Raw genomic sequence first — 25,055 nt, 5'->3', positions numbered from 1 at the left:
TTTCCGGTCATGCTCAGTTCTCGATTTCCGTGGCCGTTTCCCGCGGCGGATCATAGGATTCCAGGCGCCGGAAAACGATGCCTTTCTGGCTCATCATCGCCGTCACCTTTCCGGTGTCCTTAGGATAAGGCCGGTGGTACACGATCTCCGTTATCCCGCTGTTCGCCAACATGTTGGCGCAAGTCCAGCAGGGTTCGTCCGTGACGTACACGCTGGAGCCTTCGCGGTCGATGCGGTCGGTAAACAGCAGCAGATTTTGTTCGGCATGGATCGTGCGGACGCAGCGCTGTTTTTTGATCATGATTTCCTGCCCGTTTTCGACGGCAAGCTCATAGTCTTCCGCGATCATGCAGCCGGCTTCGGAGCAATCGGGCACGCCCGAAGGGGCGCCGTTGTACGCCGTTCCCAGCAGCTTCTTGCCCTGGACCAGCACAGCGCCGACATGCCGGCGGCTGCACCGTGAGCGAGTGGATACCATATAAGCGATATCCATGAAATAAGTATCCCAATCCTTGCGTTGATCCGGATTCATCCTGACATGTCCCCCATCTTTACAGCCTGATATGAGGCTTCATCTTCTCCAGCATTTTATCTCCGATGCCCTTTATTTCAGTCAGTTCGTTCACAGACTTGAAGGGGCCGTGCGCATTCCGGTAATCGATGATCGCCTGCGCTTTCTTCTCCCCGATGCCGGGGATTTCCTGCAGTTCGGTCGTCCCGGCGGTGTTTATGCTAATCAACCCGCTTTGTTCCCGCTGCAGGTCTCCTTCCGTCGGGTTCGCGGACGTGCCGCTCGTCCCGGGGGCTGCCGGCGTCCCTGCCGTACCGTTCGCCCCAAGGGGGGCTACGGCCGTACCTGCAGCTTCGGAAGCTTCCTGCGTTCCAGGAGCCGCGCTTGACGGATTCCCCGCATCCGCAGCAACTGCAGATGCTGGAGTGTTCTCACCCGTCGCTTTGCCGCCTTGCGTTTTCGCCGGTTCAGCCTGAACTTCTGCCGCGCTCCCGTCCTTTGCAGACATTGCGGAGGCGACGCTTTCGTTTATCGGAACCCAGCCTTCGATTCCCCGGGGATGGCTTCCCCCTAAGGCCAGAAGCATAAGCCCGGCTCCGATAACGGCGGATACAATCGATGTAATGATATATTCCCTCTTCAACCCGAACGCCCCAATCTTTAAAGAATCTGTTCGTGATAGGTCATGAAGATCCATTCAAGATGCATACATATTTAAATAGATGGTTTGAAATCAGGTTACGCACGGAAGGGGGAACCGGGATGAAAGTAGCCTTCATCGGAACAGGATCGATGGGAAGCTTGCTGATCGAAGCTTTTCTGCGTTCCGGTGCGCTGCACCCGCATTACATCTGTGCCAGCAATCGCTCCCCGCAAAAAGCGGAGCTGCTGGCTAAACGGCATCCCGGACTTCGCGTTACCGGCAGCAATGCCGAAGCCGCGAACGGGAGCCAAATTATTTTTCTTTGCGTGAAGCCGCTTGACTACCTCGCCGTCATCGACGAACTCGCCGGAATTGTAGACGAGCGGCAAATCGTCGTGTCCATAACCAGTCCGGTGCAAATCCGTATGCTGGAAGAGCGGATTCCGTCGAAAATCGCCAAAATCATCCCCAGCATTACGCACTCGGCACTCTCCGGGGCATCGCTGTGCATTTACGGCAGCCGCATCCTGCCGGAAGACCGGCTCCTGCTGGAACAGCTCATATCTTCCATCAGCATTCCTATGTCCATCCGGGAGACGGAAACGCGCATCGCCTCCGACATCGCCAGCTGCGGACCGGCGTTTATCGCCTTCATTCTGCAGCAGTGGGCGGAAGCCGCCTCCCGGCTTACCGGCATAGGAAGAGCCGAAGCTATCTCCCTGGGAGCCGAAATGCTGTACGGCACCGGCAAATTACTGACCGAAGGCGGCTTCACACCCGAAGAACTGCAAAGGCGCGTAGCCGTTCCAGGCGGAGTTACGGCCGAAGGCATCGCCGTATTGGATTCCGGTTTAAGCCGCGTTTTCTCAAGTCTTATTGAAGCGACGCACCGGAAATATGACGAGGACCTTGTCAAACTCGACGGATTATTCAACCCTCCATCCGGCGGTACTGCCGACCGGGAGGAGCGTGCTTAACCGACGACGATGTTCACCAGTTTTCCAGGAACCGCGATCACTTTGCGGATCGTTTTTCCTTCTACAGCCTGTTTCACGTTGGGAAGGCCCAAGCTATGTTCCTGCATGGCCGCCTGATCCAGATCTTTGGAGATCTTCGTCCGGTCGACGATTTTACCGTTGACCTGGACGACGATTTCGACTTCGGCGTCCACCGTCCAAGCTTCGTCATAAGCAGGCCATGGCTCATAAGAAACCGTTTCTTTATGGCCAAGCCGTTCCCACAATTCTTCCGCCAAATGCGGCGCAAGCGGGGACAGCAATTGCACGAAGTTCTCCGCCGCAGCTCTTGGCACGGCATCGACTTTGTACGCTTCATTAATGAAGATCATCAACTGGCTGATCGCGGTGTTAAAACGAAGAGCTTCAAAATCTTCGGTCACTTTCTTGATCGTTTTGTGCCAAGTCCGTTTGAATTCGTCGCTGCCATCGCCGTCCACGATCTTCGAGTTCAGGCTGCCGTCTTCGGTTACTAACAAGCGCCATACGCGGGACAAGAAGCGATGCGTTCCTTCGACGCCATTCGCATTCCAAGGCTTCGTAGCTTCCAATGGTCCCATGAACATTTCGTAAACCCGCAAAGTATCCGCGCCGAATTCGTTTACGATTTCGTCCGGATTGATGACGTTGCCGCGGGATTTACTCATTTTTTCGTTGTTCGTTCCGAGAATCATCCCTTGGTTGACCAGCTTATGGAACGGTTCTTTAGTAGATACTACGCCGAGGTCGTAAAGCACCTTGTGCCAGAAACGGGCGTACAGCAAGTGCAGCACCGCATGCTCGGCACCGCCGATGTACAGATCGACCGGCAGCCATTCCTGCTGCTTTTCTTTGGAGCACAGCTCCTTATCGTTATGCGGATCGATATACCGCAGGTAATACCAGCAACTTCCCGCCCATTGCGGCATAGTGTTCGTTTCGCGGCGGGCCGGCAGCCCGGTTTCCGGATCGATCGTATTGACCCACTCGGTCACATTGGCCAGCGGCGATTCGCCCGTACCGGACGGCTTGATGGCATCGACATCCGGCAGGACAAGCGGAAGCTGGTCCTCAGGAACCGGCTTCATCGTGCCGTCTTTCAGGTGCAGAATCGGAATCGGTTCGCCCCAATAACGCTGGCGGCTGAACAGCCAGTCGCGCAAACGGTAGGTCACTTTGCCTTTACCTTTGCCGCTTTCCTCCAGCCAGGCGATCATTTTCTTGATCGCTTCTTCATTGCGAAGACCGTTAAGGAAATCGGAATTGACGTGAGCCCCGTCTCCGGCATAAGCTTCCTTGGCAATATCGCCGCCCTCCACGACTTCAATGATCGAAAGGTCGAACTGCTTCGCAAACTCATAGTCGCGCTCGTCATGACCCGGTACGGCCATAATCGCGCCTGTACCGTAACCGGCCAGCACGTAATCCGCGATCCAGATCGGCAGTTTCGCGCCGTTCACCGGATTCACCGCATAGGCGCCCGTGAACACGCCGGTCTTTTCTTTAGCCAGATCCGTCCGTTCCAAGTCACTCTTGCGTGCGGCCTGATCTTGATAAGCTTTGATGGCATCACGTTGAGCTTCCGTCGTAATCCCGGCAACAAGCTCATGCTCAGGAGCGAGCACGGCATAGCTTGCGCCGAACAGCGTATCCGGACGAGTCGTAAATACGGTCAAGGACTCTTCATGCCCGTCGATAGCAAATACAACCTCTGCTCCTTCGGACTTGCCGATCCAGTTGCGCTGCATATCCTTGATGCTCTCCGACCAATCGAGTTCCTCGAGGTCTTCCAACAGGCGTTCCGCATATTCCGTAATTTTCAACACCCATTGACGCATCGGCTTGCGGATGACCGGATGGCCGCCGCGTTCGCTCTTGCCGTCGATGACTTCCTCGTTCGCCAGCACCGTACCGAGCGCAGGACACCAGTTCACGGGAACTTCGGCAACGTAGGCGAGCCCTTTTTTGTAAAGTTGAATAAATATCCATTGGGTCCATTTATAATAATCCGGATCCGTCGTGCTGATCTCCCGGTCCCAGTCGTACGAGAAACCGAGCGACTTGATTTGGCGCCGGAAGTTGTTGATGTTCTTGACCGTAATGTCGCGCGGATGCTCGCCGGTATCCAAAGCATGCTGCTCCGCCGGCAGACCGAATGCGTCCCAGCCCATCGGGTGAAGCACGTTGTAACCGCGCATCCGTTTAAAACGCGATACGATATCGGTCGCCGTGTAGCCTTCCGGATGGCCTACATGAAGCCCGGCGCCCGAAGGATAAGGGAACATGTCAAGCGCATAAAACTTCGGCTTGCCATCATCCTCCCGGGTTTTAAAGGTTTGATTTTTGTCCCAGTATGCCTGCCATTTCGGTTCGATGTTCTGGGCCTGGTAAACGTCTTGCGGCACGTTTTTGTCTGCCATAGTATTGAATCCTCCCTAAACTCTCTTCAAAATCACTGCTAAAAAATAAAAACCTCCCGATCCATAGCGTATCATCGCTAGGGACGAGAGGAAGTTTCCCGTGGTACCACCCTAGTTAGCGTCGAACATGCTTTGTCCTCCGCTCACTTTACACCCTTAACGCGGGTAAAACGACGATGTTTGGCATCATAACTCCGAGGCGAGTTCATTGTCATTCTCCAACCGGCTTGCACCATTGCACCGGCTCTCTGGATGGCAGAATTCAAACTAATAATCCTCTTCAAAGTTTAAACATATCCAATTGAATCACCAAATATTATATAAAACTGAATCCTTGCCGTCAATGGGGATTCAAGAACGAACCGGTTCTGAAAATCCGCAAACAATCTCTTAACAGTATAGATGAAAGGAGTATAATTTATTAATGTTCCCACATATCTTTTAATTATCGAGACGTGGCTCAGCTTGGTAGAGCGCTTGCTTCGGGAGCAAGAGGTCGCAGGTTCAAATCCTGTCGTCTCGATCCGTAAAAGCCCTTGTGTATTAAGGGTTTTTGTTTTATTAAAATGTATAAAACAGATAATTGAATAGGCCATATATCTGATTTGGTGTCGAATTGGTGCCCTTCATTCAGCTAATGCGAATTAACTTCTCTTCAACCAACGCTTAAAAACCTCTTTATCAATTAGTAACTGTCTTCCAGGACGCACAACATGAAACTGCCCTGATTTTACTAATGCGTAGGCCTGAGAAAGCCGAAAAAAATATTATTCGATTCATCCGTGAAGAAGGAGATACCGGGAGATTTAATATCGACAGCCTCGCCATTGATAAATTCAGCGGCGGATATGTAAGTTCAAATGCCATGAAAATCATTCCGGAAGTGTTAAGCAGCCAGTCGCCGGGAATCCGCCGGTGACTGGTTATTTTAATGTGAAAAACACCTCCAGGGGTCTCTTCTGTCCTACGACAGGCTTCCGGCCTCTTGAAGGTGTTTTTGATTTGTCTCACGTTATGGGACGGTGGGCGTTTTCTGCTGCTACTTCGCAGCATTGCCGATCAAGCGCGCAAGGGTTGCAATCTCCTCGGGATCACGTGTCGCCCCAAAGATGATCCAGCCCGTGCAATCACCCTGGGGGCCAACATAGACAATTTCGCCGTCTATCGTCTTTTGCTTCATGGAATTGGGTCTCGTCTTGCAGGGCTCCAGAGCATACATCTTGTCCGTGATCGCCCGTTTGGCTATCAGGGAACGGGGATAGCATGCCAGCGAACGGATCACATAGGCTGCGGCGTCTTTGCTTGCGTTCACCAGCATCTCGGCCGTCAGTTCTTCACCAGCGCTGGCGGCCGCGCAGTAATCGCGAACCTGCGGCAGAGCGGATAGCCCCTCCACTGGCTCAGGAACATATTGATAACAGCGGATCGGGCACAGCCTGATCTCTGAACCGTAGACGGCCAACGGGTCCTCCTCCAAAGGGGCATCGTCGCGCAGCAGCATTTTTTTTGCCGCAACCGGCAGGACATAACTTCCGCCGTGCTCCATATACGTCCCCGACAGTTGAATGTGGTAACCATCATCCACAGGTTGCGGGATATCCGTCAAATTCCGCACAGTATCCTCCCGAAATAGCACGGCTTCCCCGTAACTCGTTACCATCCGGATGGTTTTCTCATAAACGGGCAACGCTCCGTACCCTCTCACCGGGACAATGCCCTCCAGGCAAATGTGCCGCTCATCCCAGGCCATGCGGATCGACTCCATCAGTGCCGGGGAATAGGACGCCGTCCCGTGGACGGTTCTCACCTCATCCGGCGTACCGAAAATTTCAGGACCGATGGCGGCGACAGCCGCATAGAAGCCTGCATCCCAACCTGAACGCTCATTGTCGTAAAGGTCTACGTTTTCGGGATGCAGCAAATACCGCGTATCGCGCTCCCAACTGAACTTCTCCGACTCAAGCCTGAGTTCCCCTATATCCATACCGCGTTCAAGGATTACGGTAAAAACAAGCCTGCCATTGGATACGGTCAACAGATGCAGGTGAGAGCCAAAACGGTCTGTAAACAGCTTCAGAGTAACGAACCCGCCGTCCGGCAGCACAAACGGAATATCCGGCTGCATTTGCGACAGCATCAACTCGCCTGTGGGTTTACTGTTCATATGGACTATCTCCCGTTACGCCGAGATCAGATACACCGATTCGGCTCAGCAAAAAAACAGGCTCAAGCTGTTCAAAGCTGGTGACGGTAAGATGGGCGCGGGCAAGCAGTTGCTCTTCTCCAACGCCAACCACTCGCATGCCTGCCCGGATCGCCCCCTCTACGCCAGCCGCCGCATCTTCAAATACATAGCATACGAACGGAGCCACACCAAGAAGCCGGGCTGCCTGTAGGAACACCTCCGGGTCCGGCTTTGCTTTGACAATGCTGTTCCCGTCCACCACCACATCTAACCATGATCCGATATTCACTTTGTCCAAAATCAGCGGTGCGTTTTTGCTGGCCGATGCAATCGCTGTTTTGATTCCGCTTGAGCGCAAGTGATGGAGAAAGCTGCGTACGCCGGGCAATACATCAGCGGGCGTAAGCGTGGTGAGATACTCCTTGTACCACTCATTTTTCCGGGAAGCCAACGTCTCCTTCCGCTTCGCTGTTAGATTCGTTATCCCTCCGGCCCGAAGCAGAAGATCAAGCGACTCCATGCGACTGACACCCTTCAGTTGCTCATTCTCTTTCTCGCTGAAAGCAAACCCCAATTCCTCAGCAAGACGCTTCCAGGCTTGATAGTGAAATTTGGCGGTATCGACAATGACGCCGTCCAAATCAAAGATGGCTGCCTCAAATGGTTTGACTTGCAACAGCTTCTCCCCCGTTCAGTTTGTTCACTTCATAAGCATCTGGACGAACCGTTACTCGGTAGCGCTCCCCCCGCCAAACGACCTGGAATCTTATCTCCTCCCAGCCCTCAGGCAGCCGGGGTTGCAAGTGAAGGTTCTCGCTCCACATCGCGCTCGCCATACCGGCAAAGCCGTAAACGATAAGCTGCCACAGGCCACCGCAATTGGCGATGTGGATCCCCTCGGCAGCCCCTTTTTTCTCCACAGAGAGATCGATCGCCATCACTCGCTGCAGCAATTTTTCCGCTTCCTCCTTGTGTTCCAGCCAAGAGGCCACAATACCATGAACCGCTGCGGATAAGGAGGAATCATGGGTTGTGATCGGCTCATAATACGCATAGGCCGCCTTCATCTGCTCCCGGGTGAACTCTTGGGGGAAGAGCAGCATTAATTCGAGCACATCCGCCTGCTTTAGCGCCTTGGAGCGATAATTACGCTCCTGGGAAATGAAATGACCAAACGGTCTGGAGCGGTCCGTCCAGAGTGTGTCAAATTCCAGGTCCGCATACTGGGCGAAATCGTCGGATTGTGGAACGATCTCGGTCTGGCTGTCGTACGGCAGCCTCAGCTTCTCCGCCGTGTGCCGGAAGAGCTCTCGTTCATCCGGGCGGATGTCCAAGCGCTCAACCACGGCCGCATAGCCATCCGGCTTGCTGTGTTGCAGGTTGTAGAGACAAGCAACGGTCTGCTCCAGACTGAATTTGACCATCCGGTTGGTAAAGGCATTGTTGCGGGTGAACGGCAGGTATTCATCCGGCCCCATCACGCCGAGCAGTTCGCCGTACCCCTCCGGGTTCCAATCCACTCGGTCACACCAATAGCGTGCCGTCTCCACCAGAATATCGATGCCGTAACGCCCCAGAAATTCATCGTCTCCTGTTGCATTCACGTAATGGTACAAGGCATATACAACATCCGCTGTAATGTGGATTTCGTGATCGGCATACTGCCAGTTGGCACATTGCTCTTCCCCGCTTAAAGAGGACTCCCAGGCATAACGTGCTCCCCGGTAGCCGTACTTCCGAGCATTGCGCCGCGCCCCCTCCAGCGTATGGTAACGGAAAAGAAGCAAATTACGGGCGGCCTGCGGGCTGGTGTGCAGGAAAAAGGGCAGCAGGTTGATCTCCGTATCCCAGAAGTATCTGCCGAAATAAGCCTCGCCGGCATAACCCTTTGCACAGATAGCTACCCGGTCATCCTGCTCCGCATTGGAACGGACCAAATGGTAGAGAGAAGCGCGGACGTTGACTTGCGCCGCATCATCTCCCTGGATACGGATATCCGCATCCTCCCACTTGCTCTTCCATTTAGCAGCATGCCGATGATAAAGCTCTTCCCAGCCCCAATCCCGGGCTTGACCCAGATGCATCAGCGCCCGGTCACGCACCGTTCCCTCCTCCAAATCCCGATCCGTCGTCACCGCAGTCAGCTTACAGACCGTTAACTGGTCTCCGGTATGTAACAGGCATTCGCCCCGGAGTGATGCTATCATCGCGGTATGTTCATCCTGCCAGGTTATCGCTTCCGAAACTTCCAGCACAGACTGCATGAAGATTTGATTGCCTTCCTCCGTCAGAATGTCGAGTGACAAGCTGCCTTCGGGCTCTGACGCAGGAACAACCCGGGCAAAATGATTCATGCCATTGGTGCGCACATTAGCCCGGAGTGTGGGCTTCACCTCCAGGCTCCCTTCACCTGACAAGGCTTGAACTTGCACGCGCTGAATGCAAAGATGGGAATCTGCCATACTGATGTACCGGTGATATGTACAGTACAGACGCATACCCTCTGCCGTTTCCCATATAAATGAACGATGAAGGCTTCCATCACGCAAATCCAGCCAACGTTTGTAGCTGCTAATCCGGCACCGGTCCATGTCCAAACTCTCGCCAGCGGATTTGAGCTCAAGCCCCAAATAGTAAGGAAGATTAACAATTTCCTCCTTCAGCAGCGGATGCTGGCCAACAATCCCCGGAATGAAGGTTCCCTGCTTGGATTTGGGATGCCGTGGCTTCTCAAGCGTTACATTATCGGGAAAGCGCAGATATTCCTCGTCCTGGGGCGCATCACTGTACCCCTCCTCAAAGCTTCCACGGACGTGCATATAGCCATTCCCTTGGGTAAAGAGTCCCTCATAATATTTGTGCCGTTCGGCGTGATAGCCGTCTTCCTTCAGGCACCACAGGTTTTCCTCATTCATCTGCAATCCCTCAATTTCTTTGGTCTTTTCCCTTCGGTTCTCTTCCGTCAGATCAACCCTTAACCGCACCCGCAGCAAGTCCGGACACCACTTGCTTCTGCAGCAGGATATACACCAGAATACTTGGTATGATCACGACCATCGTAGCCGCAAACATCACGCCGTAATCACTGGCGAACTGGCTCTTGAAATAATAAAGCGCCAGCGGCAGCGTCCGGCTTTGATTGCCCGTTGTCAGAATAATAGCAAACTGAAATTCGTTCCAGCAGAGCAGGAATTGCATGACACCGGCGGTGCCGAAACCCGGCTTCGAAATCGGCAAAATAATTTTGAAGAATGTCTTGATGAAGCTAGCACCGTCCAGATAAGCCGATTCCTCCATTTCCTTCGGGATCGTCAAGAAGTAGCTTGTTAGAATATAAAGCGAGACCGGCAAGCCGAAGCCAGCATAAACAATAATGAGTCCAATCAGCTTGTCATAAAGGCCCAATGTGTTCACCGTCAAATATAGCGGCTGCAGCATGGCAGCACCCGGAATTAACAGAGATAGGGAGAACGCTGCCATCAGCAGCTTCTTTCCCCGGAAATGAAAACGTGCCAGAGCATAAGCAGCCATTCCGAGCAGAAGCAAATTCAACAATGTCCCGAAGATCCCCACGATCACGCTGTTAATGTAAAATCGGGATATCGGCGCAATTTTAAAAGCCATTATATAATTGGAAAAACTGAAGCTGCTTGGCCAGCCGAGCGAATTGGTCAAAATCTCGGCATTTGTCTTGAAAGATGCCAGGAACACCCACAGGAACGGGCCAAGCGACAGCAATACAATCAGAAGCACAAACCCATATTTAAGCACACCCAAACCTATTTTCAATATTCTCACCCCAGTCGCTCCATTCAGTTATGGGAGCTACCTATTCTGAACAGATTTCGGCACAGCAGAACAAAAATCAAGCCAAAGCCGATGAGGAAGACACCCACCGAATTGGAATAACCAAAGTTATTATCCATAAGTGCGGTCTTGTATATATAAATGGGCAAATTCATAGTTTCATTGCCAGGTCCGCCACCGGTCGTCATCATAATAATATCCATCTTCTGCAGCATGCTGGTTCCGGCCAGAATAACGCAGGTGCCGATAATATTACGCAGCATAGGAATGAGGATATACAGATTGATCTTCATCTCGCTGGCCCCGTCGATACGCGCTGATTCAAACAAGCTTTCCGGAATAGCTGCGATTTCGGCCAGAATCAGAATCGTAACGACAGCCGCATAGGGCAGCCAGGTCATGGTAACCGAGAGAAAAGCCGTCGCGTAATCCATGAACCAGTTCTGTGCGTAATCCGCATTGCCGAACGAGCGGACAATGCTGTTCACAGCACCAAAATCAGGATTGAGCAAGCACAAGAACAGCATACCTACGGCTGCACCTGAGATGATGTTAGGGAACATATAAACCGTTCGCGCAAACTTCCAATAGAATTCCTTCAAATTGAGAATGATGGCGAATACCGTACCAATGGCGACGTGGATCGTGGACTGAAGGAACACCCAGATCACCGTATTCAGAAAGCTCTTGCGGAAATTGGAATCATCCGTAAATAGTTCAATATAGTTAGCGAGACCGATAAAAATCGGTTTGCGCCCGGCCGACCATTCGGTAAACGATGTGCCAAACAAAATGACCAGCGATACGGCATAGACGACAATAAACAGTGCAACCGTCGGCACCAAGAACAGCGTAATATACCTTCTATTTTTTCTTACCATGCATATGGTCCTCCCCAACCGGATCTCCGGCAGGCATGCCTGCCGGAGATCCAATCACATTTCGTACACTCAATCGTCAGCTTGTGTTTATTTACTTTTAGCGGCAATATCCGTTAGCTCTTGTGTGATATCCTCTGCCGCCGATCGGCCGAATACCAGCTTCGGATAAAGCGTCTTCCAAGCATCGGTGACGTTGGGATAGACAATAGCGTCAAAGTTCCGATAATGAACCTCTGTCTGCTGGGCTACTGCTATAGATTCAACAAACAGCGGATACTTCTGTCTAAGCTCTTCCGAAGGCTGTACTTCATCGGATACGGGCATGACATTGCCATATTCAAGCGCGATGGTCTGTCCCTCAATGCCGGTCTTGAAACGGATGAATTTTTCGGCTGCATCACGGGTTTCTTGCGTTTTGGCCCCAATCATATACCCCACTTCATAGGTCGAGACCATGCTGTTGTTTGGAAACGCCGCGACCCCTACTTTTTTATCAAAGCCTTCACTGCACTTGGTCGGATCGCTAAAGTCTCCGATCATCCACGGCCCATTGGCAATAATTGCTGCTTTGTTCTGGCAGAAGTTGTTCGCTGCATTGGCATATCCGGCGCCAAGCGCATCCTTGGTTGCATATTTCTCCAGCATCGTCTTCATCAGGTTGAGGGCTTCGATCATTTCAGGCGTATTGAAGTCGGTGGGGTGCAGGGTGTTCATAAATGAATTGCCCGCATCTCCGTTCGTACCCACGATCGCACCAAGAATCAGGTTGGTCGTCCAGGCGTTCTCCCCGGTCATCAACGAGAGGGGGATAAAACCTGCTGCCTTGAGCTTCTCATTGTTACTCATAAATTCATCCCACGTCTGCGCTGGCTTAATCCCTGCCTGCTCAAACATTTCCTTGTTGTAGAAATAGCCGATATTCTGCTTCTGATCACTGATGGACCAGACCTTGCCATCCCGTGTATTGGCCGTGATTGCCGCCTCACCAATTTCTGCTTTCCATTCCGGATCCTTGTCCAGATACTCATTGAAAGGGGTTGCAAGATTGCTTTTGATCAAAAGGTCGTTAATTCCGTTCTTGCCCATCACCACATCCGGAACATCCCCGGAGGCAGCCAGAATCTTCAATTTATCCTCATAGGCGGAATCACTTGGAATCTCTTCAACCACAACTTCCACTTCATTGCCATACTTGGCATTGAACTGTTTGATCTGTTCTTCCTCCATCTTGGCTGACGCATGAGTACCCACCCGGAAGGTAAGATAAGAAATTTTCACCGGTGCCTTGGTAACAGGAGCAGCGCTTGCCTGTTCCGACTCGGAAGGTGCAGAGTTTGCGGGAGCCCCGCTGTTCTCTGATGCACTCGGTGATCCGCATGCCGAAATGGACATGACCAACATGAGAGTGCTTGCTAGAATACAACTCGTTTTGTACAATGACTTTCTCAAATCAAATCCCCCTTTAGGATAATGCGATTTGTTACAGCCCCATTGTAGAACAAAGAAAAGGGCAAATGAATTGGTTTTTCGGTATGATCTTTTATAATATTTTGAGCAAATAGCGAAGATGGTCGGTCTGCTGAAAGGGCTTTCAGTTTTCTTTAACTCTTTGTTGATTTCTTTACCAAATGGCTAGAGATAGCCCTGTTCGGCTATTCGACACAAAGAAAAGATTATATAATAACTTTACTATAGCGTCATTGCCAAGGAGCAGATAGCATGTCCAATGAAAACATCAGTTTTATCTCCCGCATTCCGGTAAGGAATAAGATTGTTATTATCATTTTTTTGCTTATTCTGCTGCCCATGACCTTCGCCGGCTGCTATTTCTATTGGAGCATCTCCGGGATTCTGACCCGAAATGCCAATGATAATCTGTCGCTTCTAATCGGCCAGACCAACGACAATATCGAGAAATCCTTCCAGGTTACTGATAATACCTCACTGCATTTCCTTGCCAATAAAACGGTAAGAGCCTGGTCCATCGAGGATGTGTCTCTGGGAGACGACTACTACAAAATATTTATCAATAAGCTTGAAATGGAAGAGGACCTGAAATACAGCCTGATGTTCAATAACGCTTGGAATATCAGCCTGCTATCAACCGCTTATGTTTTCTTTGACGCGGACAATTATGTATCCGTTATAAAGTCGCAGCCTAACATCGAACAAATCAACAAGAACAATCTCGCCATCTATCATTCGGTTCATGATATGGAACGGGGCAAGGAAATTGTCCCGCCAAGTGATGAGGATCGTACGATCTATTTCACCCGAATTGTATCCAATATCAACCTTCCCCAGCACCGTCTTGTGCTGATCTTTGGTACGAAAGAGTCCGATTTAGCGGAAAAGTATGCTGAACTGCTAGCCTTCCCGGGCGCTATAGCCTACATCATCGATAACCAGGGGACCGTCTATTCCACGGCCGATAAGCAAGCGCTGGGTTCTATTGTTTCTCCCGCCGTCTATGCACTGAAAGATCATCATGAAGTAGGTGAGGTGAAGATCAATCAGGAGAGCTATCTGGCTGTTTCCCGCAGCATCGGTACAACCGGTCTGACCTTCGTCGCAGGTATTCCTAAGAAGCAAATACTGTCTACATTGTCCGAGAGTATGCGCAGATACATTTGGATTATCGCTCTGATTGCTTTCGTGTCCCTCGCAGCAGGCGTCCTGTTATCCCTTCGCTTTACACGAGTTGTCCGTGATTTGCTGCGGAGTTTCCGCAAGGTCAAGAAAGGCGATTATAACGCCAGAATGCCGGCCTACAAGGATGTAGAGCTCAATCAAGTAAGCAGCACCTTCAATAATATGACGGAAGAGATCAATTATCTGATCAAGGAAGTTTATGAGAAGCACCTGTTAGTCAAAGAATCTGAAATTAAATTTTTGCAAGCTCAGATGAATCCCCACTTTCTATTTAATACGTTGATTACCATCGGCTATAAAGCAAAGCTATCCAAAGATGAGACCGTTTACAAGATGGTCACGTCCCTGACGGAGCTGCTGCAGGCAAGCATTTATTCCAATAGCATGGCCAAGGTTCCCATTCGTCAGGAACTGGACTTCATCAATTTTTACCTTTATCTACAGAAAGAAAGATTCGAGGATAAAATCGAGTACACGATCCAGATTGAGGACGAGGCTATACTGGATTTGCTGCTTCCCAAGCTGAGCGTCGAACCCTTGGTAGAGAATGCTGTAGTTCACGGGGTGGAGAAAAAGCTGGGCAAAGGGATCATCCATATCCGCATTTATCGCAGCAATGACTCGATTTATTTTGAGATCACCGACAACGGTAGCGGGTTCGAATATGTTCCGCGGAATTGGAATGAATTCGAAAGCAGAGCCCGGCGCAAACAAGGCCACAACAACATTGGCTTGATCAACACGCAAAAACGGGTCAAGCTGATTTACGGCGAGCCTTATGGAATTGATGTCGAGAGCGAATTTGGAGCAGGGGCCAAAGTTACTCTACATATCCCTGCTGATCAGGGGGAACTATCGCATGTATAACGTCATGATCGTGGATAATGAGCCTGTTATCAAAAAAGGGCTGCAATGTTTTATTGATTGGGAAGCTTTACAATGTGAGGTGGTGTGCGAAGCTTGTAATGGCATGGAGGCTGTGGAAATGCTGGGTCATTATGATATCCATATTATCGTCACCGATATCCGTATGCCGGGTATGGACGGTCTGGCTTTATCGAATTATGTACACCGGAATTTCCCGCAAATTAAGGTTATCATCCTTACCGCCTTCGCCGACTTCTCCTATGCCCAAACGGCCATTCAGTATGAAGTAGTCGATTTTGTGGTCAAGATCAACCCCACGGAGAAAATTCCTGTTGCCATTGAGAAGGCCACGCGATTGCTGGAAAAGGAGAAAGAGCAAAGAGAGAAATTGAGGCAGCTAGAGAGCAAGATTAATGATCATCTCTCTGAAATCAGCGAAAAATTTCTGAAGGAAGCCGTAGAGGGCTTAATCAGTGATGAAGCAAGCTTGTTCAACCGCTCAAGAGAGCTTGGTTTGCAGCTAGAGAACTATTTCGCCGTCTATCTGGAGTTTGAGGATAAGCACAGTTTCCCATTAACTAATGAATATCAACGGTTCCTGGCTTCCATTCGTCAATTCCTTGCACTAGCATTCGAGGAACGTCCTTCTTATATAATGGCCATGGAGCAAAGCACCTTGCTTGCGATTGTCTCCATGGACGGCGGTAATGCAGCGGTCTCAACACAAGCCTTGCTCACAATTTGTAACGAGATTCTCACGATGGCAAAGAACTTTAGACGATACCATCTGAATATCGGGATCAGTTCGATGCACTGGGATGTGCTGACACTGTCAACGGCTTACCGCGAAGCCAAAGAAGCGCTGCAAGGCAACTTCTACAGCGATAATCATGTTGCTGTTTATAGGCCGCATGCCAACCAAACGCTCACTCCCGGAGCGCCTCCTCATCATGCCGCAGAGCAAATTGCCGAATATCTGCAACATAGACAAAGCGAGTTGGCAATCCATCAACTTGACCGGTTACTTGAAAGCTACAGAAGCACCAAAGAGCCGATTGAAAATGTAAAGGTCGCTTGTCTGCTTATCGGTTCTTACTGTTTCCGCTTGCTAAGCGCCAGTCAACCCTTTGCAGCGGAGCCCACTGAAAGCCAAACCACGGTGTATAAGCAAATCCAGGAGAGCAAAAACATACAGCAGTTGACAGACATTCTAAAGCGTTTGATTCAAAGCTGTTCAAGGGCTTTGGCGTTCAATGACAAACAACCCAATTACATCGTTATAGAATGCCAAAAATATATAAGAGAGCATTACAATCAGAACTTAAATCTGCAAATTATTGCGGATCATATCCATATCAACAGCAGCTATCTCAGCCGCCTCTACAAAAAAGTAACTGGTGAATCCATCATCGACGCAATCAATAAGTATCGAATTGAAAAAGCCAAGAAATTGCTCAGGAATCCGGCGAGCAAAGTATTTGAAGTCGCGGAAGCCGTCGGTATCGAGACACCTGCTTATTTCACCCATGTATTTTCCAAATATGCAGGAATGAGTCCCAAGGAATACAAGCTGAATTATTCCCAGACTGAATTGAGATAAAAGCACTCACTGCTTATTGATTTTCTGCTCGGCATGGAACCAATAATATGATGAAAATTTCGGCTCTCTTTTATTGCTCACTGATCATTTAGTGAATACAGCATATCCTCTTTTGCCCAAGATTTTTTACTCCAGAAATCAAAAATGACATTTCATCTTCAAATTATAAATCTTATATTTATGTTATTCCCACCTAAACGCGATGCTAAAACCATAAATTAAAATGATCTAAAAAAGCAAAAAAGCCCAAACCATTAAGGGCATGGGCGGTGACATTTTATATTCAAATGGTGACAAACTAATTACAGCAGACAACATAGAATTCCACCCTCTTTTTAACGAATCTGTGATGTATTAGCCTATTTTTATAAAAAAATTTAAGATCCTTGCAACAATATGGATCGCAACGTTGTGTATAGGGCATGAAACAAAAAAACAAAATGGAGGTAAACAAAATGAAAAAAGCAAACAAAAAAATCGTCGCTGCATGCCTGGTGAGCTGCCTTTCTGTCGGAAGCCTGAGTGTCGTGGGAGCAGCATTCGCAGACAACTTGAAAAATCCAATCCAAACGCCACGGTAGCTTCGCAGGAAAAACAGGATAAAACCCAATCGAAAAAGAACATTCAGGTGGCTGTCGGCGAAACGTTTGACATTACCCTTGAAGAAAACACGACTACAGGTTATGCTTGGTCCTACAATACCAGCAATGGACTCGAACTCGTAAATACGAAGGTCACCGGCGAAGATACGAGTATAATCGCGACTTCTCACCAGAAGACCTGGACGATCAAAGCGGAAAAAGCAGGTACGTATACGGTTGACTTCACGTATGGACAATCCTTCAACGACAAGCAGGCTCCCTAACAGAAAAAGAACGTAACTTCCCCGTCCGTTTCCCCCAGTAAATCAAAAATATCTTTCAAATTCTCATTATCTAATTAAACATCCCGATAATCCGCTCCGCCAGCGGCTTCCACAAATTTGGGTACTCTTGTTGTATCAACTGCCTCACCTGCTCGGCCCGGATGCTGCCGAAATCATCGTTTTGAATGGCGAGCGTATAGGCTCCGTTTACCGCATCGCCAATAGCGATATGTCCGCTAGCGTAACCTCCGATGGCAATATGCGAAGCGACGGCGCAGCCGCCTAGCGAGAACATGCCGATCGACAGCCCGCCGATCGTAAGAATTCCTAGCGCAAGCCCGCCAATAGCAACGATACCGGCCGCGATCCCCCCCGCTCCCAGCAGCAAGCCAATGGCCAGCGCTGCCAGACTGACAAGACCCGCAGCAAGCGCGCCGATGCTTAAGCCGCCTAGCGCAAGGATCCCGATCGAGAGAACACCGATCGAAATATTGCCGACGGCAATAATTCCTTTGGCGACATGAATACCGCGTCCGACATGAATATGAACGAGCGGGATTCCGAATAACGTTTTCTTGCTTTTGTACTCATAGTGAAAATAAGGGCGCCAACCTGCCTGGACAGGTCCAGGAATTTGGGGCCGGGCCTCTCTGTTGTCGCTGGGGGTGTCCTTGACCAGATGATCCACGGTTACGTGAAATAGTTCACTTATTGCGATCATCTTATCCATCTCGGGATACGACTGTCCCGATTCCCACTTGGATACGGCTTGCCGCGAAACGCCAACGACCTCCGCCAAATTTTCCTGGGACAATCCTTTTTGTTTTCTGTAGCTTTGCAATTTATCCGCAAAGTCCATCGTCATCACCTCACGCTCATCTTATAATAACGCCCTGTTTTCGACTATCAAGTAAGGCTGGCAATGTGTCAACTACAGGTTGCGGAGAGACCATGAAGCCGATTTCCGTGATGTTTCCGCTCGTCAAATGACCACCAAGCCTCTTTTGAATTAAATCCCGACAATTTGTTTAAGGTGATGATCAAGATGATCCAGGTAATGCTCGAGCAGCCATTTTAAAGTGACTTGGCTTCCATCTGTCCATAAACTCGACTTGCTTAATTCCAGCTCATTGAGGTTCCTTACTATAATCCGTATCTGTTTGTTCCGTTGTTTCCAAAGTTCAAGCAGCTCCGCTTTTGTATAACCGTTCTGATAATCGTGAATTTTCACCAATTCGTTCTGCTTGTATCCTTCCAAGGTAACCGGCTGATCCGCCAAAATGATCTTTATGAAGCGCTGATGATTTATTGCCGCCGAATCGCACAAGTGGCCCAGGATTTCCAGTTTTGACCACTTATCCGGTAAAGGTTTGTTCGTAAAAAGCTCTTCGTCGATCCCTTGAATGGTCTTTGGAACTTCTTCAAGCAACGCTTCCAGCCTTTGCAACAAATTCACCACTTCCCCTTCCATCGTACCTTTTTTCTGATTAAGCAGTTGAGCCAAAGCTCCGATGATCAAGATTATCAAGCCTTGACTAACGAATTGTCAATCGTAAAAAGAGGCCCCTAGTTGTCCGCGGGATGTCGTCCATTTCCAAAATCAAAAACTTTGTGTCTAAATTCACAATACAGAACGAATAAGGGGCTACCTGTTGTTTTTTCGCTTGATGAAGGGATTTGACGGATTGTAAAATGTCATCAGAATGTACTATCCCCTTGCAGATATTGAAATTTCATAGCGCTACTTCGGAGGGGTCGTGGATTCTAAAAAGTCCGGGGAGAGGAAATCTATGAACAATTTTGCGAGTGTCAGCCAGGAATCTTGTATTGCCTGCGGTGCATGCAACTCCGCAGCACCGGAAATTTTCGATTTGGACGATAACGGAATTGCCGAAGTGATCTATGGGGGCGATTCCAACCGGGGAATTACGGCTATTGCCAAGGAACTGCTGGAAGAGCTGCAGGAAGCGATTGAAAGCTGTCCGACGAATTGCATCCAGCTATCCGCAGTCCCATTCGCTTAATACCTGCCTGCTGCCGCGGAACCTCTCAAACTTTACCGCGGAATAAACGAAAACAGCATGGTTCCGGTTCCCCGGGACCATGCTGTTTGATTTTTATGGCTTTAGTATTAGCGGTACGAACACGGAGGCGCAGTTGGCCTGGCGGAAGCGGGCGATGACATGCCTGCTCCAATCGCGTTCATATCCGGGATGACGCGACAGGAACAGCTCCTCCAGGTGGTTAAAGGCCACGTCATACGGGATGGACGGATTGTCCCCGTTGAATTCGAGCTGGGTAATATGCAGATAAATTCCGCCGGGCAAGAGTATTTGATGAACGCTGTCAGGCATGCCGTCAAAGGAGCTAACCCGCGTCCCGAAGCAGCGGTTTACTTTTCCTTCCATATCGGAATTACTCGGAAAACCGTAATAATCATGAATATAGTATTTGGCGGCTTCCGTAGCGAACACCTGATGCTCCACTTCAAAATACTTGGTGATGACGAACTCCTCCGAATCCGGAGGCGTCATGCTGCAGGCGATTTTCATTTCCGGTAAAGACACGATCTTATAGCGGAGGGAATCAAACCGCTCCGACTCGTTTGCGGGTATTTTTACGGGTTCGTATTTGGTCAGCATCTCTCCGGATAAATCATAAGTATTTAAAGGATAGCTGTTCTGATCGTAAACATATTTCGTTTCGTGGCGGAATTCCTCGACAAAGTATACGTCGGCATGCATCCGCTCTTCATAACCGGTTCTGCCCTCTTTTTTATGTTCGTTAATCAACATTTTCGCAAATCGGCCTGCCGGTACAGTTAAAGTGATTGTATTCTCCGGCAGATATTCAGGTAAATGTTCCAGGCTATCCACCTCAATGCCCACGACCACCTTGTAGTTCCCGTCTCCGGCAATGTCGTACCTTGCGCTTACGATCTCCTTATCCGCCAGGTCAATCCCGATGATTTCGGCCAGAAAGTCGATATCTCCTTCAGAAATGACTTTACGGGCATAAATGGAATCCGTTAATGAACGAGATGAAAAATCATCCGTGGAGAAATTATAACCCCTGCTTTCATAGTTGATCGGCAATCCGAACCCGACGATGAGCGTTTCCGCCCGGTCAACGATACTGCAATTCACGTTCACCTGTTCAACGCAGATTTCCTTTTCGGTTCTCCGGCTCGCTTCCTCCATCATTTTCATGATCGGCGGCTTCGATCGGGGGCTGTAGTTTTCATTACCTTGGACTTTCTTTTTTGCGGCATTCATTGTGGAACCTCCTCGAAATAGGTGAAGGACATAAGCTGAGCTATTATTATAGATGTGGGGGCAAGCACGAAAAATGTTGCCTACATCGTATCTCATGAATGTTTAGTTCAGCTTATTTAAACAGATCAAGATATTTCTAATGTACACATAGAATCAGCTCTTGTATTATCCGTTTTTAACATCATTTCAGGCTGCAAAAAATATGGACCCTCGTACTCTCCCGATTTTGAATGCCGCCATATTCATAGATAGCAAAAACCGAGCCGCCCATTTCAAAGCCGTTGTCCCTGACCCACGAAAAAAGCAGTTTTTCATATACCGCACTCTCTACGCAGCCGTTTCCTTCAAGAATGGCGAATCTGCCGCGTTCTGAAGTCAATATTTCCACTTCGGCCTGTTCCGGGAGTTCCAATAATTTGTCTATGCGGATTCCGCACACATATTCGTCTTCGTGATTCGATACGTAAAATTGGGTCGCCTCTTTCGCAAGATCCGGGTAGCGGCCGATCAAAAAATCGATGACCGACCCGGAGGCTTGTTCCTCAGCATCCGGCCCTCGGCTTCGGGACACCAGAAACGTCATCTCTTCGCATTCGAGTATCCGGATTTTGTCGTAATCGTTCCGTTTTTTCACCGGGAGATACAGCATTAGCTTTTTGACGCGTCCGTTTCTGAGTATGTATTCTTCAAAGTAAGGCCTATCTTCCTGCTCGAACATGCTTGTTTTCAGCCAGTTTCCATATAAATAATCCCAGGCGGAGCCAATCTGCACTTCGTTGTTTTGAACCGATGCCATCGCGAAGGTCGCCGAAAAACCGGGGACTTTTTCTACTTTTACAAATCCGCCGTTTTGCAGCAAAATCTCATAATAAGGCTCCGCGCCGGATAAATACAGCACATAAATAAAATCGATTCCGGGTCGCGCTTCGTTCCTTCCGAAGATCCTTCCCTGGAACTCCGGAAGAACGGACTGCAGATACCGGATTGCGTGTTGCTCAATGCCTTGGAGCTGCTCATGATGGAACTCAACGCTGATCGTTTCCGGTATTTGTTTGGCGGCGACATGGATATGATGTTCGGCAGGCCCGTCGAACCGGGGAAAATAATAATACGATGCACTATGCTTGTATTCGAGCGGAGTTTGCCCGGTCGCCTCTTTGACGGCCTTGCTAAAGGCTTGCTGCGAACTGTATCCGCAGGCATAGGCAATATCCGCGATGCTCTTGTTCGAATGCTTCAACAAAGCCAGCGCATTGGACAAACGGCGTTTGCGGATATACTCCTTAACGGAATGTCCGGTCAGATTATAAAAGTCCCTGTATAACTGCATAGATGAAACCAGGCCCATCCGCGAGACGGTCTCAATATCCAGCGGATGGGCTAGCCGGTTTTCAATTTGCGCTATGGCTTCCCGAATGTGGGGTTTGGTATACATGGATGTTTCCACCTTCTATTTGCTCGTTTTCTGAGGCTCAAGCACGGTGCGGAGATACCGTCCCGTATAGGATTCCTCAATTCCGGCAACCTGTTCCGGGGTTCCTTCGGCCACGACGCTCCCCCCTTGATGTCCTCCTTCCGGTCCCATATCAATGATATAGTCGGCGGACTTCATCACATCCAGATGATGTTCGATAACGATGACGGAATGCCCCTGATCCACCAGCTTATTTAAAGAAAAGAGCAGCTTCTGAATGTCCGAGAGATGCAGTCCCGTAGTCGGTTCATCCAGAATGTACAGGTTATGGGCGCCTCGTTTGATTTTGGATAGCTCGTAAGCCAGCTTCACCCGCTGCGCCTCGCCGCCGGACAATGTCGTTGAGCTTTGACCGAGACACATATAACCGAGTCCCAACTCATTCATAATGTCGAGTTTATGCCGCAAATATTTGTTGTCCTTAAAAAATTCCGCGGCTTCCTCCACCGTCATTTCAAGCACGTCGGCAATGCTTTTCCCCTGAACCTTGATTTCGAGGCCTTCCTTGGAAAAGCGCATCCCTTTACAAACCGGGCAGACGGTTTCGATATCCGCCATAAACTGCAGGCTCGTCACGATGATCCCGTCGCCCGCGCAATGCTCGCATCTCGTCCCGCCCGCATGGGTCAGGCTGAAATCGATCGGCTGGTATCCCAGCTTGACCGCCTCCGGCTGCATCGCGAACAGATCGCGGATTTTATCGTAAATCCCGATATAGGTCGCCGGATTGGATTTGCTGTTTCTGCCGATCGGGGCCTGATCAATGTTGATCACATGGTTCACCAGATCCGCGCCGAACAGGAAATCGTGATCCCCGGCCACGATCCGCGCCCCTGTCTTCAATACCTTCAACTGCTTGTACAGAATCTCGTTAATCAGCGAGCTTTTCCCCGATCCCGACACACCGGTGATACAAATGAATACGCCCAGAGGGATGTCCAAATCCACGTTTTTCAAATTGTTCTCGCGGGCACCCTGTACGGACAAAAACGTATCCCCCAAATTCCGGCGCCGTTTGGGAACCGGAATTTCGGACTTACCGGACAAATACCGGCCTGTTGCGGAATCCGGGGCCTTCGCGATGTCGTCAATGCTCCCCGAAGCGACGATCGTGCCCCCGTGAATTCCCGGCCCCGGCCCGATTTCGATAATATGATCGGCGTTTCGGATCGTATCCAGATCATGCTCGACGACGATCACGGTATTGCCGCTATCCCGGAGCTTTTTCATCGTTTCGATGACCCGGCTGGAATCCCGCGGATGAAGGCCGATGCTCGGTTCATCCATCACGTACAGCATCCCCATCAGTTCGCTGCTGATTTGCGTGGACATTTTGATCCGTTGCATTTCGCCGCCCGAGATGCTGTCGCTTCTGCGGCCCAGGCTGATATAATGAAGCCCGATTTCAATTAACAGCGTGGTTCTCGCCTGGATCTCGCGGAGAATGGAGGTTGCCACTTCCCATATCTCTTCCTCAAAAGTTAAGGCTGTCAGAAAATCCATCAACTCCGGAAGCTGCATCCGGCTAAGCTGATCGATGTTTTTGCTCCCTACCGTCACCTGCAACCGCTGCTTTTTCAGCCTTGCACCATGACATTCCGGACATATTTTCTCGATCATGCATTCCTTGATGAAGTTCGGTTCGAAGGCCTCGGAAGTCGACGACTTGCGGATATAGTGTTTATACCAGCTCTCCATCTCATGGACGAAGCCCCAGAAAGGCCGGTCGCGTCCGATGATCCAGTTCTTTTTTTGCGAATTCGGCGGTTGCAGCATCGGAAGCACCTCGCCTTTGGTGCCGTAAAACAAAAGGTCGTGGATGTGCTTGGGCAGCTCGTTAAACGGGGTATCCAGGCTAAAGCCATACTTCTGCGACAGGCTGTACATCAATACGGACCGGTAACTGTCCTTGCCCGCAGGATTGAAGACCGTTTTCTTAAGCGCCCCTTTGTTGATGCTTCTCTCCGGGGCAACCACCAAAAACCGGGGCTCCACCACGAAAGAAAGACCTACCCCCAGGCAGGTATGACAGGCGCTAGCGGGAGAATTGAAGGAGAAATGGAACGGCTGCATTTCGCAAAGAAAAGTATGGTGCTCCGGGCACCCGTAAGCTGAGTAAAAACTGTTATCCACGCCCCCAATGACCTCCACCTTGATCATGATATCCTCGTCCAGGGACAGCATGGTCGCTTCGATGGTTTTCGCCAGTTGAATATAAGTGTCCTGCTTGAGCGTAAAGCGGTCGATGATCACCTCGATCCGGTACTCGGCAGTTTCATCCAGCTCGCGTTTATCCGACAATGAAAAAGGCTCGCCGTCAACGAGCAGATTCTTATAGCCTTTTTCCCGCAGTTGATGGAAGGTATAGCTGTAGTCCTCGCCATATATTTTATACACGGGGGCGCGCAGCTCTACTACCGCTCCTTGAGGAAGACTGGAGATATGCTCGGCGATCTGGGCCGCGGAGAGCTGTTTCAAGGTATGGCCGCAATCGGGACAGACGCCGGTTCCGGCGGTCGCATATAGCAGCCTTAAATAATCGTTGATATCCGTAACGGTGCCGACGGTAGAACGAGGGTTATTATTTCCCTTTTTCTGCTCGATGGCAACAACGGGGGACAAGCCCCGGACATAGTCGACATTGGCTTTCTTTAATTGGCTGATCCGGCTCTTCGCGAAAGTGGAGATGGAGTCCAGAAACCGGCGTTGACCCTCTCCGTAAATGACGTCAAAAGCGAGCGACGATTTGCCGGAGCCGGAAACCCCGGTAATGACCGTCAGCTTATCCCGCGGGATCTCAGTAGAAATGTTCTTCAAATTGTTCTGCTTCGCACCGGAAATTTCAATGGTTGTTCGGACAGACATGCTTCAGTTCTCCTC

General features: G+C 50.0%; 19 protein-coding genes, 1 tRNA gene and 1 other annotated feature. Of the genes, 6 read left to right on the top strand and 14 right to left on the bottom strand.

From position 1 onward, the window contains the following. Nucleotides 1-13: 13 nt before the first annotated feature. A complete protein-coding gene (locus DFP94_RS01515) occupies nt 14-532 on the bottom strand; it encodes a deoxycytidylate deaminase (protein ID WP_114494678.1) in 519 nt (172 codons plus the stop codon). A gap of 19 nt (nt 533-551) precedes the next feature. Beyond that, entirely contained in the window at nt 552-1,154 is a 603-nt protein-coding gene (locus tag DFP94_RS01510) for a ComEA family DNA-binding protein (protein WP_245954412.1), read from the bottom strand. A 119-nt stretch (nt 1,155-1,273) separates the two neighbouring features. Here DFP94_RS01510 and comER point away from each other — a divergent pair, with 119 nt between their 5' ends. Continuing rightward, nucleotides 1,274-2,131: a late competence protein ComER gene (gene comER, locus DFP94_RS01505; protein WP_114494676.1), complete on the top strand. Its 858-nt coding sequence runs from the start codon at nt 1,274-1,276 to the stop codon at nt 2,129-2,131. Here comER and leuS read toward each other — a convergent pair. Then, nucleotides 2,128-4,569, bottom strand: a complete 2,442-nt coding sequence (gene leuS, locus DFP94_RS01500) for a leucine--tRNA ligase (RefSeq protein WP_114494675.1) — start codon at nt 4,567-4,569, stop codon at nt 2,128-2,130. The genes comER and leuS overlap by 4 nt on opposite strands. A 76-nt stretch (nt 4,570-4,645) precedes the next feature. Further along, nucleotides 4,646-4,862, bottom strand: a binding site (T-box leader). Between the two features lie 156 nt (nt 4,863-5,018). Here leuS and DFP94_RS01495 point away from each other — a divergent pair. Further along, a tRNA-Pro gene (locus DFP94_RS01495) sits at nt 5,019-5,092 on the top strand. A 516-nt stretch (nt 5,093-5,608) separates the two neighbouring features. Here DFP94_RS01495 and DFP94_RS01480 read toward each other — a convergent pair. The 6 genes from DFP94_RS01480 to DFP94_RS01455 form a co-directional block, all read right to left on the bottom strand. Then, complete coding sequence (locus tag DFP94_RS01480) at nt 5,609-6,733, bottom strand: DUF4432 family protein (protein ID WP_114494673.1); 1,125 nt, start codon at nt 6,731-6,733, stop codon at nt 5,609-5,611. Beyond that, the gene (pgmB, locus tag DFP94_RS01475) at nt 6,723-7,430 is read right to left on the bottom strand and encodes a beta-phosphoglucomutase (protein ID WP_181872988.1); all 708 of its coding nucleotides are present in this window, start codon (nt 7,428-7,430) and stop codon (nt 6,723-6,725) included. The genes DFP94_RS01480 and pgmB overlap by 11 nt, the downstream gene beginning before the upstream one ends. Beyond that, entirely contained in the window at nt 7,411-9,669 is a 2,259-nt protein-coding gene (locus DFP94_RS01470; protein WP_114495730.1) for a glycoside hydrolase family 65 protein, read from the bottom strand. The genes pgmB and DFP94_RS01470 overlap by 20 nt, the downstream gene beginning before the upstream one ends. A 52-nt stretch (nt 9,670-9,721) precedes the next feature. Continuing rightward, nucleotides 9,722-10,552: a carbohydrate ABC transporter permease gene (locus DFP94_RS01465; protein ID WP_220270884.1), complete on the bottom strand. Its 831-nt coding sequence runs from the start codon at nt 10,550-10,552 to the stop codon at nt 9,722-9,724. Nucleotides 10,553-10,566: 14 nt separating this feature from the next. Further along, nucleotides 10,567-11,442, bottom strand: a complete 876-nt coding sequence (locus DFP94_RS01460) for a carbohydrate ABC transporter permease (protein ID WP_114494671.1) — start codon at nt 11,440-11,442, stop codon at nt 10,567-10,569. Between the two features lie 87 nt (nt 11,443-11,529). Beyond that, on the bottom strand, nt 11,530-12,891 hold the full coding sequence (locus DFP94_RS01455) for an ABC transporter substrate-binding protein (RefSeq protein ID WP_220270883.1): 1,362 nt from the start codon (nt 12,889-12,891) through the stop codon (nt 11,530-11,532). 270 nt (nt 12,892-13,161) lie between these two features. Between DFP94_RS01455 and DFP94_RS01450 the strand changes: the two genes are divergently transcribed. The 3 genes from DFP94_RS01450 to DFP94_RS01440 all read left to right on the top strand — a co-directional run bounded on the left by DFP94_RS01450 (nt 13,162) and on the right by DFP94_RS01440 (nt 17,426). Continuing rightward, nucleotides 13,162-14,961, top strand: a complete 1,800-nt coding sequence (locus DFP94_RS01450) for a sensor histidine kinase (RefSeq protein ID WP_114494669.1) — start codon at nt 13,162-13,164, stop codon at nt 14,959-14,961. Then, complete coding sequence (locus DFP94_RS01445) at nt 14,954-16,561, top strand: response regulator (RefSeq protein ID WP_114494668.1); 1,608 nt, start codon at nt 14,954-14,956, stop codon at nt 16,559-16,561. The genes DFP94_RS01450 and DFP94_RS01445 overlap by 8 nt, the downstream gene beginning before the upstream one ends. A gap of 487 nt (nt 16,562-17,048) precedes the next feature. Then, complete coding sequence (locus DFP94_RS01440) at nt 17,049-17,426, top strand: protease inhibitor I42 family protein (RefSeq protein ID WP_147273825.1); 378 nt, start codon at nt 17,049-17,051, stop codon at nt 17,424-17,426. Between the two features lie 70 nt (nt 17,427-17,496). Here DFP94_RS01440 and DFP94_RS25840 read toward each other — a convergent pair whose 3' ends face one another. Both DFP94_RS25840 and DFP94_RS01430 read right to left on the bottom strand, forming a co-directional pair. Continuing rightward, entirely contained in the window at nt 17,497-18,291 is a 795-nt protein-coding gene (locus tag DFP94_RS25840; protein ID WP_245954411.1) for a helix-turn-helix transcriptional regulator, read from the bottom strand. 144 nt (nt 18,292-18,435) lie between these two features. Further along, nucleotides 18,436-18,945 (bottom strand): DinB family protein, encoded by a 510-nt coding sequence (locus DFP94_RS01430; RefSeq protein WP_147273824.1) that lies wholly within the window; start codon nt 18,943-18,945, stop codon nt 18,436-18,438. Between the two features lie 271 nt (nt 18,946-19,216). Here DFP94_RS01430 and DFP94_RS01425 point away from each other — a divergent pair, with 271 nt between their 5' ends. Then, nucleotides 19,217-19,450 carry a ferredoxin gene (locus tag DFP94_RS01425; protein WP_114494664.1) on the top strand — a complete coding sequence of 78 codons (234 nt, stop codon included), beginning with the start codon at nt 19,217-19,219 and terminating at the stop codon, nt 19,448-19,450. 93 nt (nt 19,451-19,543) lie between these two features. On the opposite strand, the gene DFP94_RS01420 is transcribed toward DFP94_RS01425, so the two are convergent. The 3 genes from DFP94_RS01420 to uvrA all read right to left on the bottom strand — a co-directional run bounded on the left by DFP94_RS01420 (nt 19,544) and on the right by uvrA (nt 25,040). After that, complete coding sequence (locus tag DFP94_RS01420) at nt 19,544-20,701, bottom strand: hypothetical protein (protein ID WP_114494663.1); 1,158 nt, start codon at nt 20,699-20,701, stop codon at nt 19,544-19,546. Nucleotides 20,702-20,882: 181 nt separating this feature from the next. Continuing rightward, nucleotides 20,883-22,136 carry a helix-turn-helix domain-containing protein gene (locus DFP94_RS01415; RefSeq protein WP_114494662.1) on the bottom strand — a complete coding sequence of 418 codons (1,254 nt, stop codon included), beginning with the start codon at nt 22,134-22,136 and terminating at the stop codon, nt 20,883-20,885. Between the two features lie 15 nt (nt 22,137-22,151). Next, nucleotides 22,152-25,040 carry an excinuclease ABC subunit UvrA gene (gene uvrA, locus DFP94_RS01410; RefSeq protein WP_114494661.1) on the bottom strand — a complete coding sequence of 963 codons (2,889 nt, stop codon included), beginning with the start codon at nt 25,038-25,040 and terminating at the stop codon, nt 22,152-22,154. Nucleotides 25,041-25,055: the final 15 nt, after the last annotated feature.

Source organism: Fontibacillus phaseoli (assembly GCF_003337355.1).
Lineage (GTDB): Bacteria > Bacillota > Bacilli > Paenibacillales > Paenibacillaceae > Fontibacillus > Fontibacillus phaseoli.
This window is presented reverse-complemented; position numbering and strand designations above follow the sequence as displayed.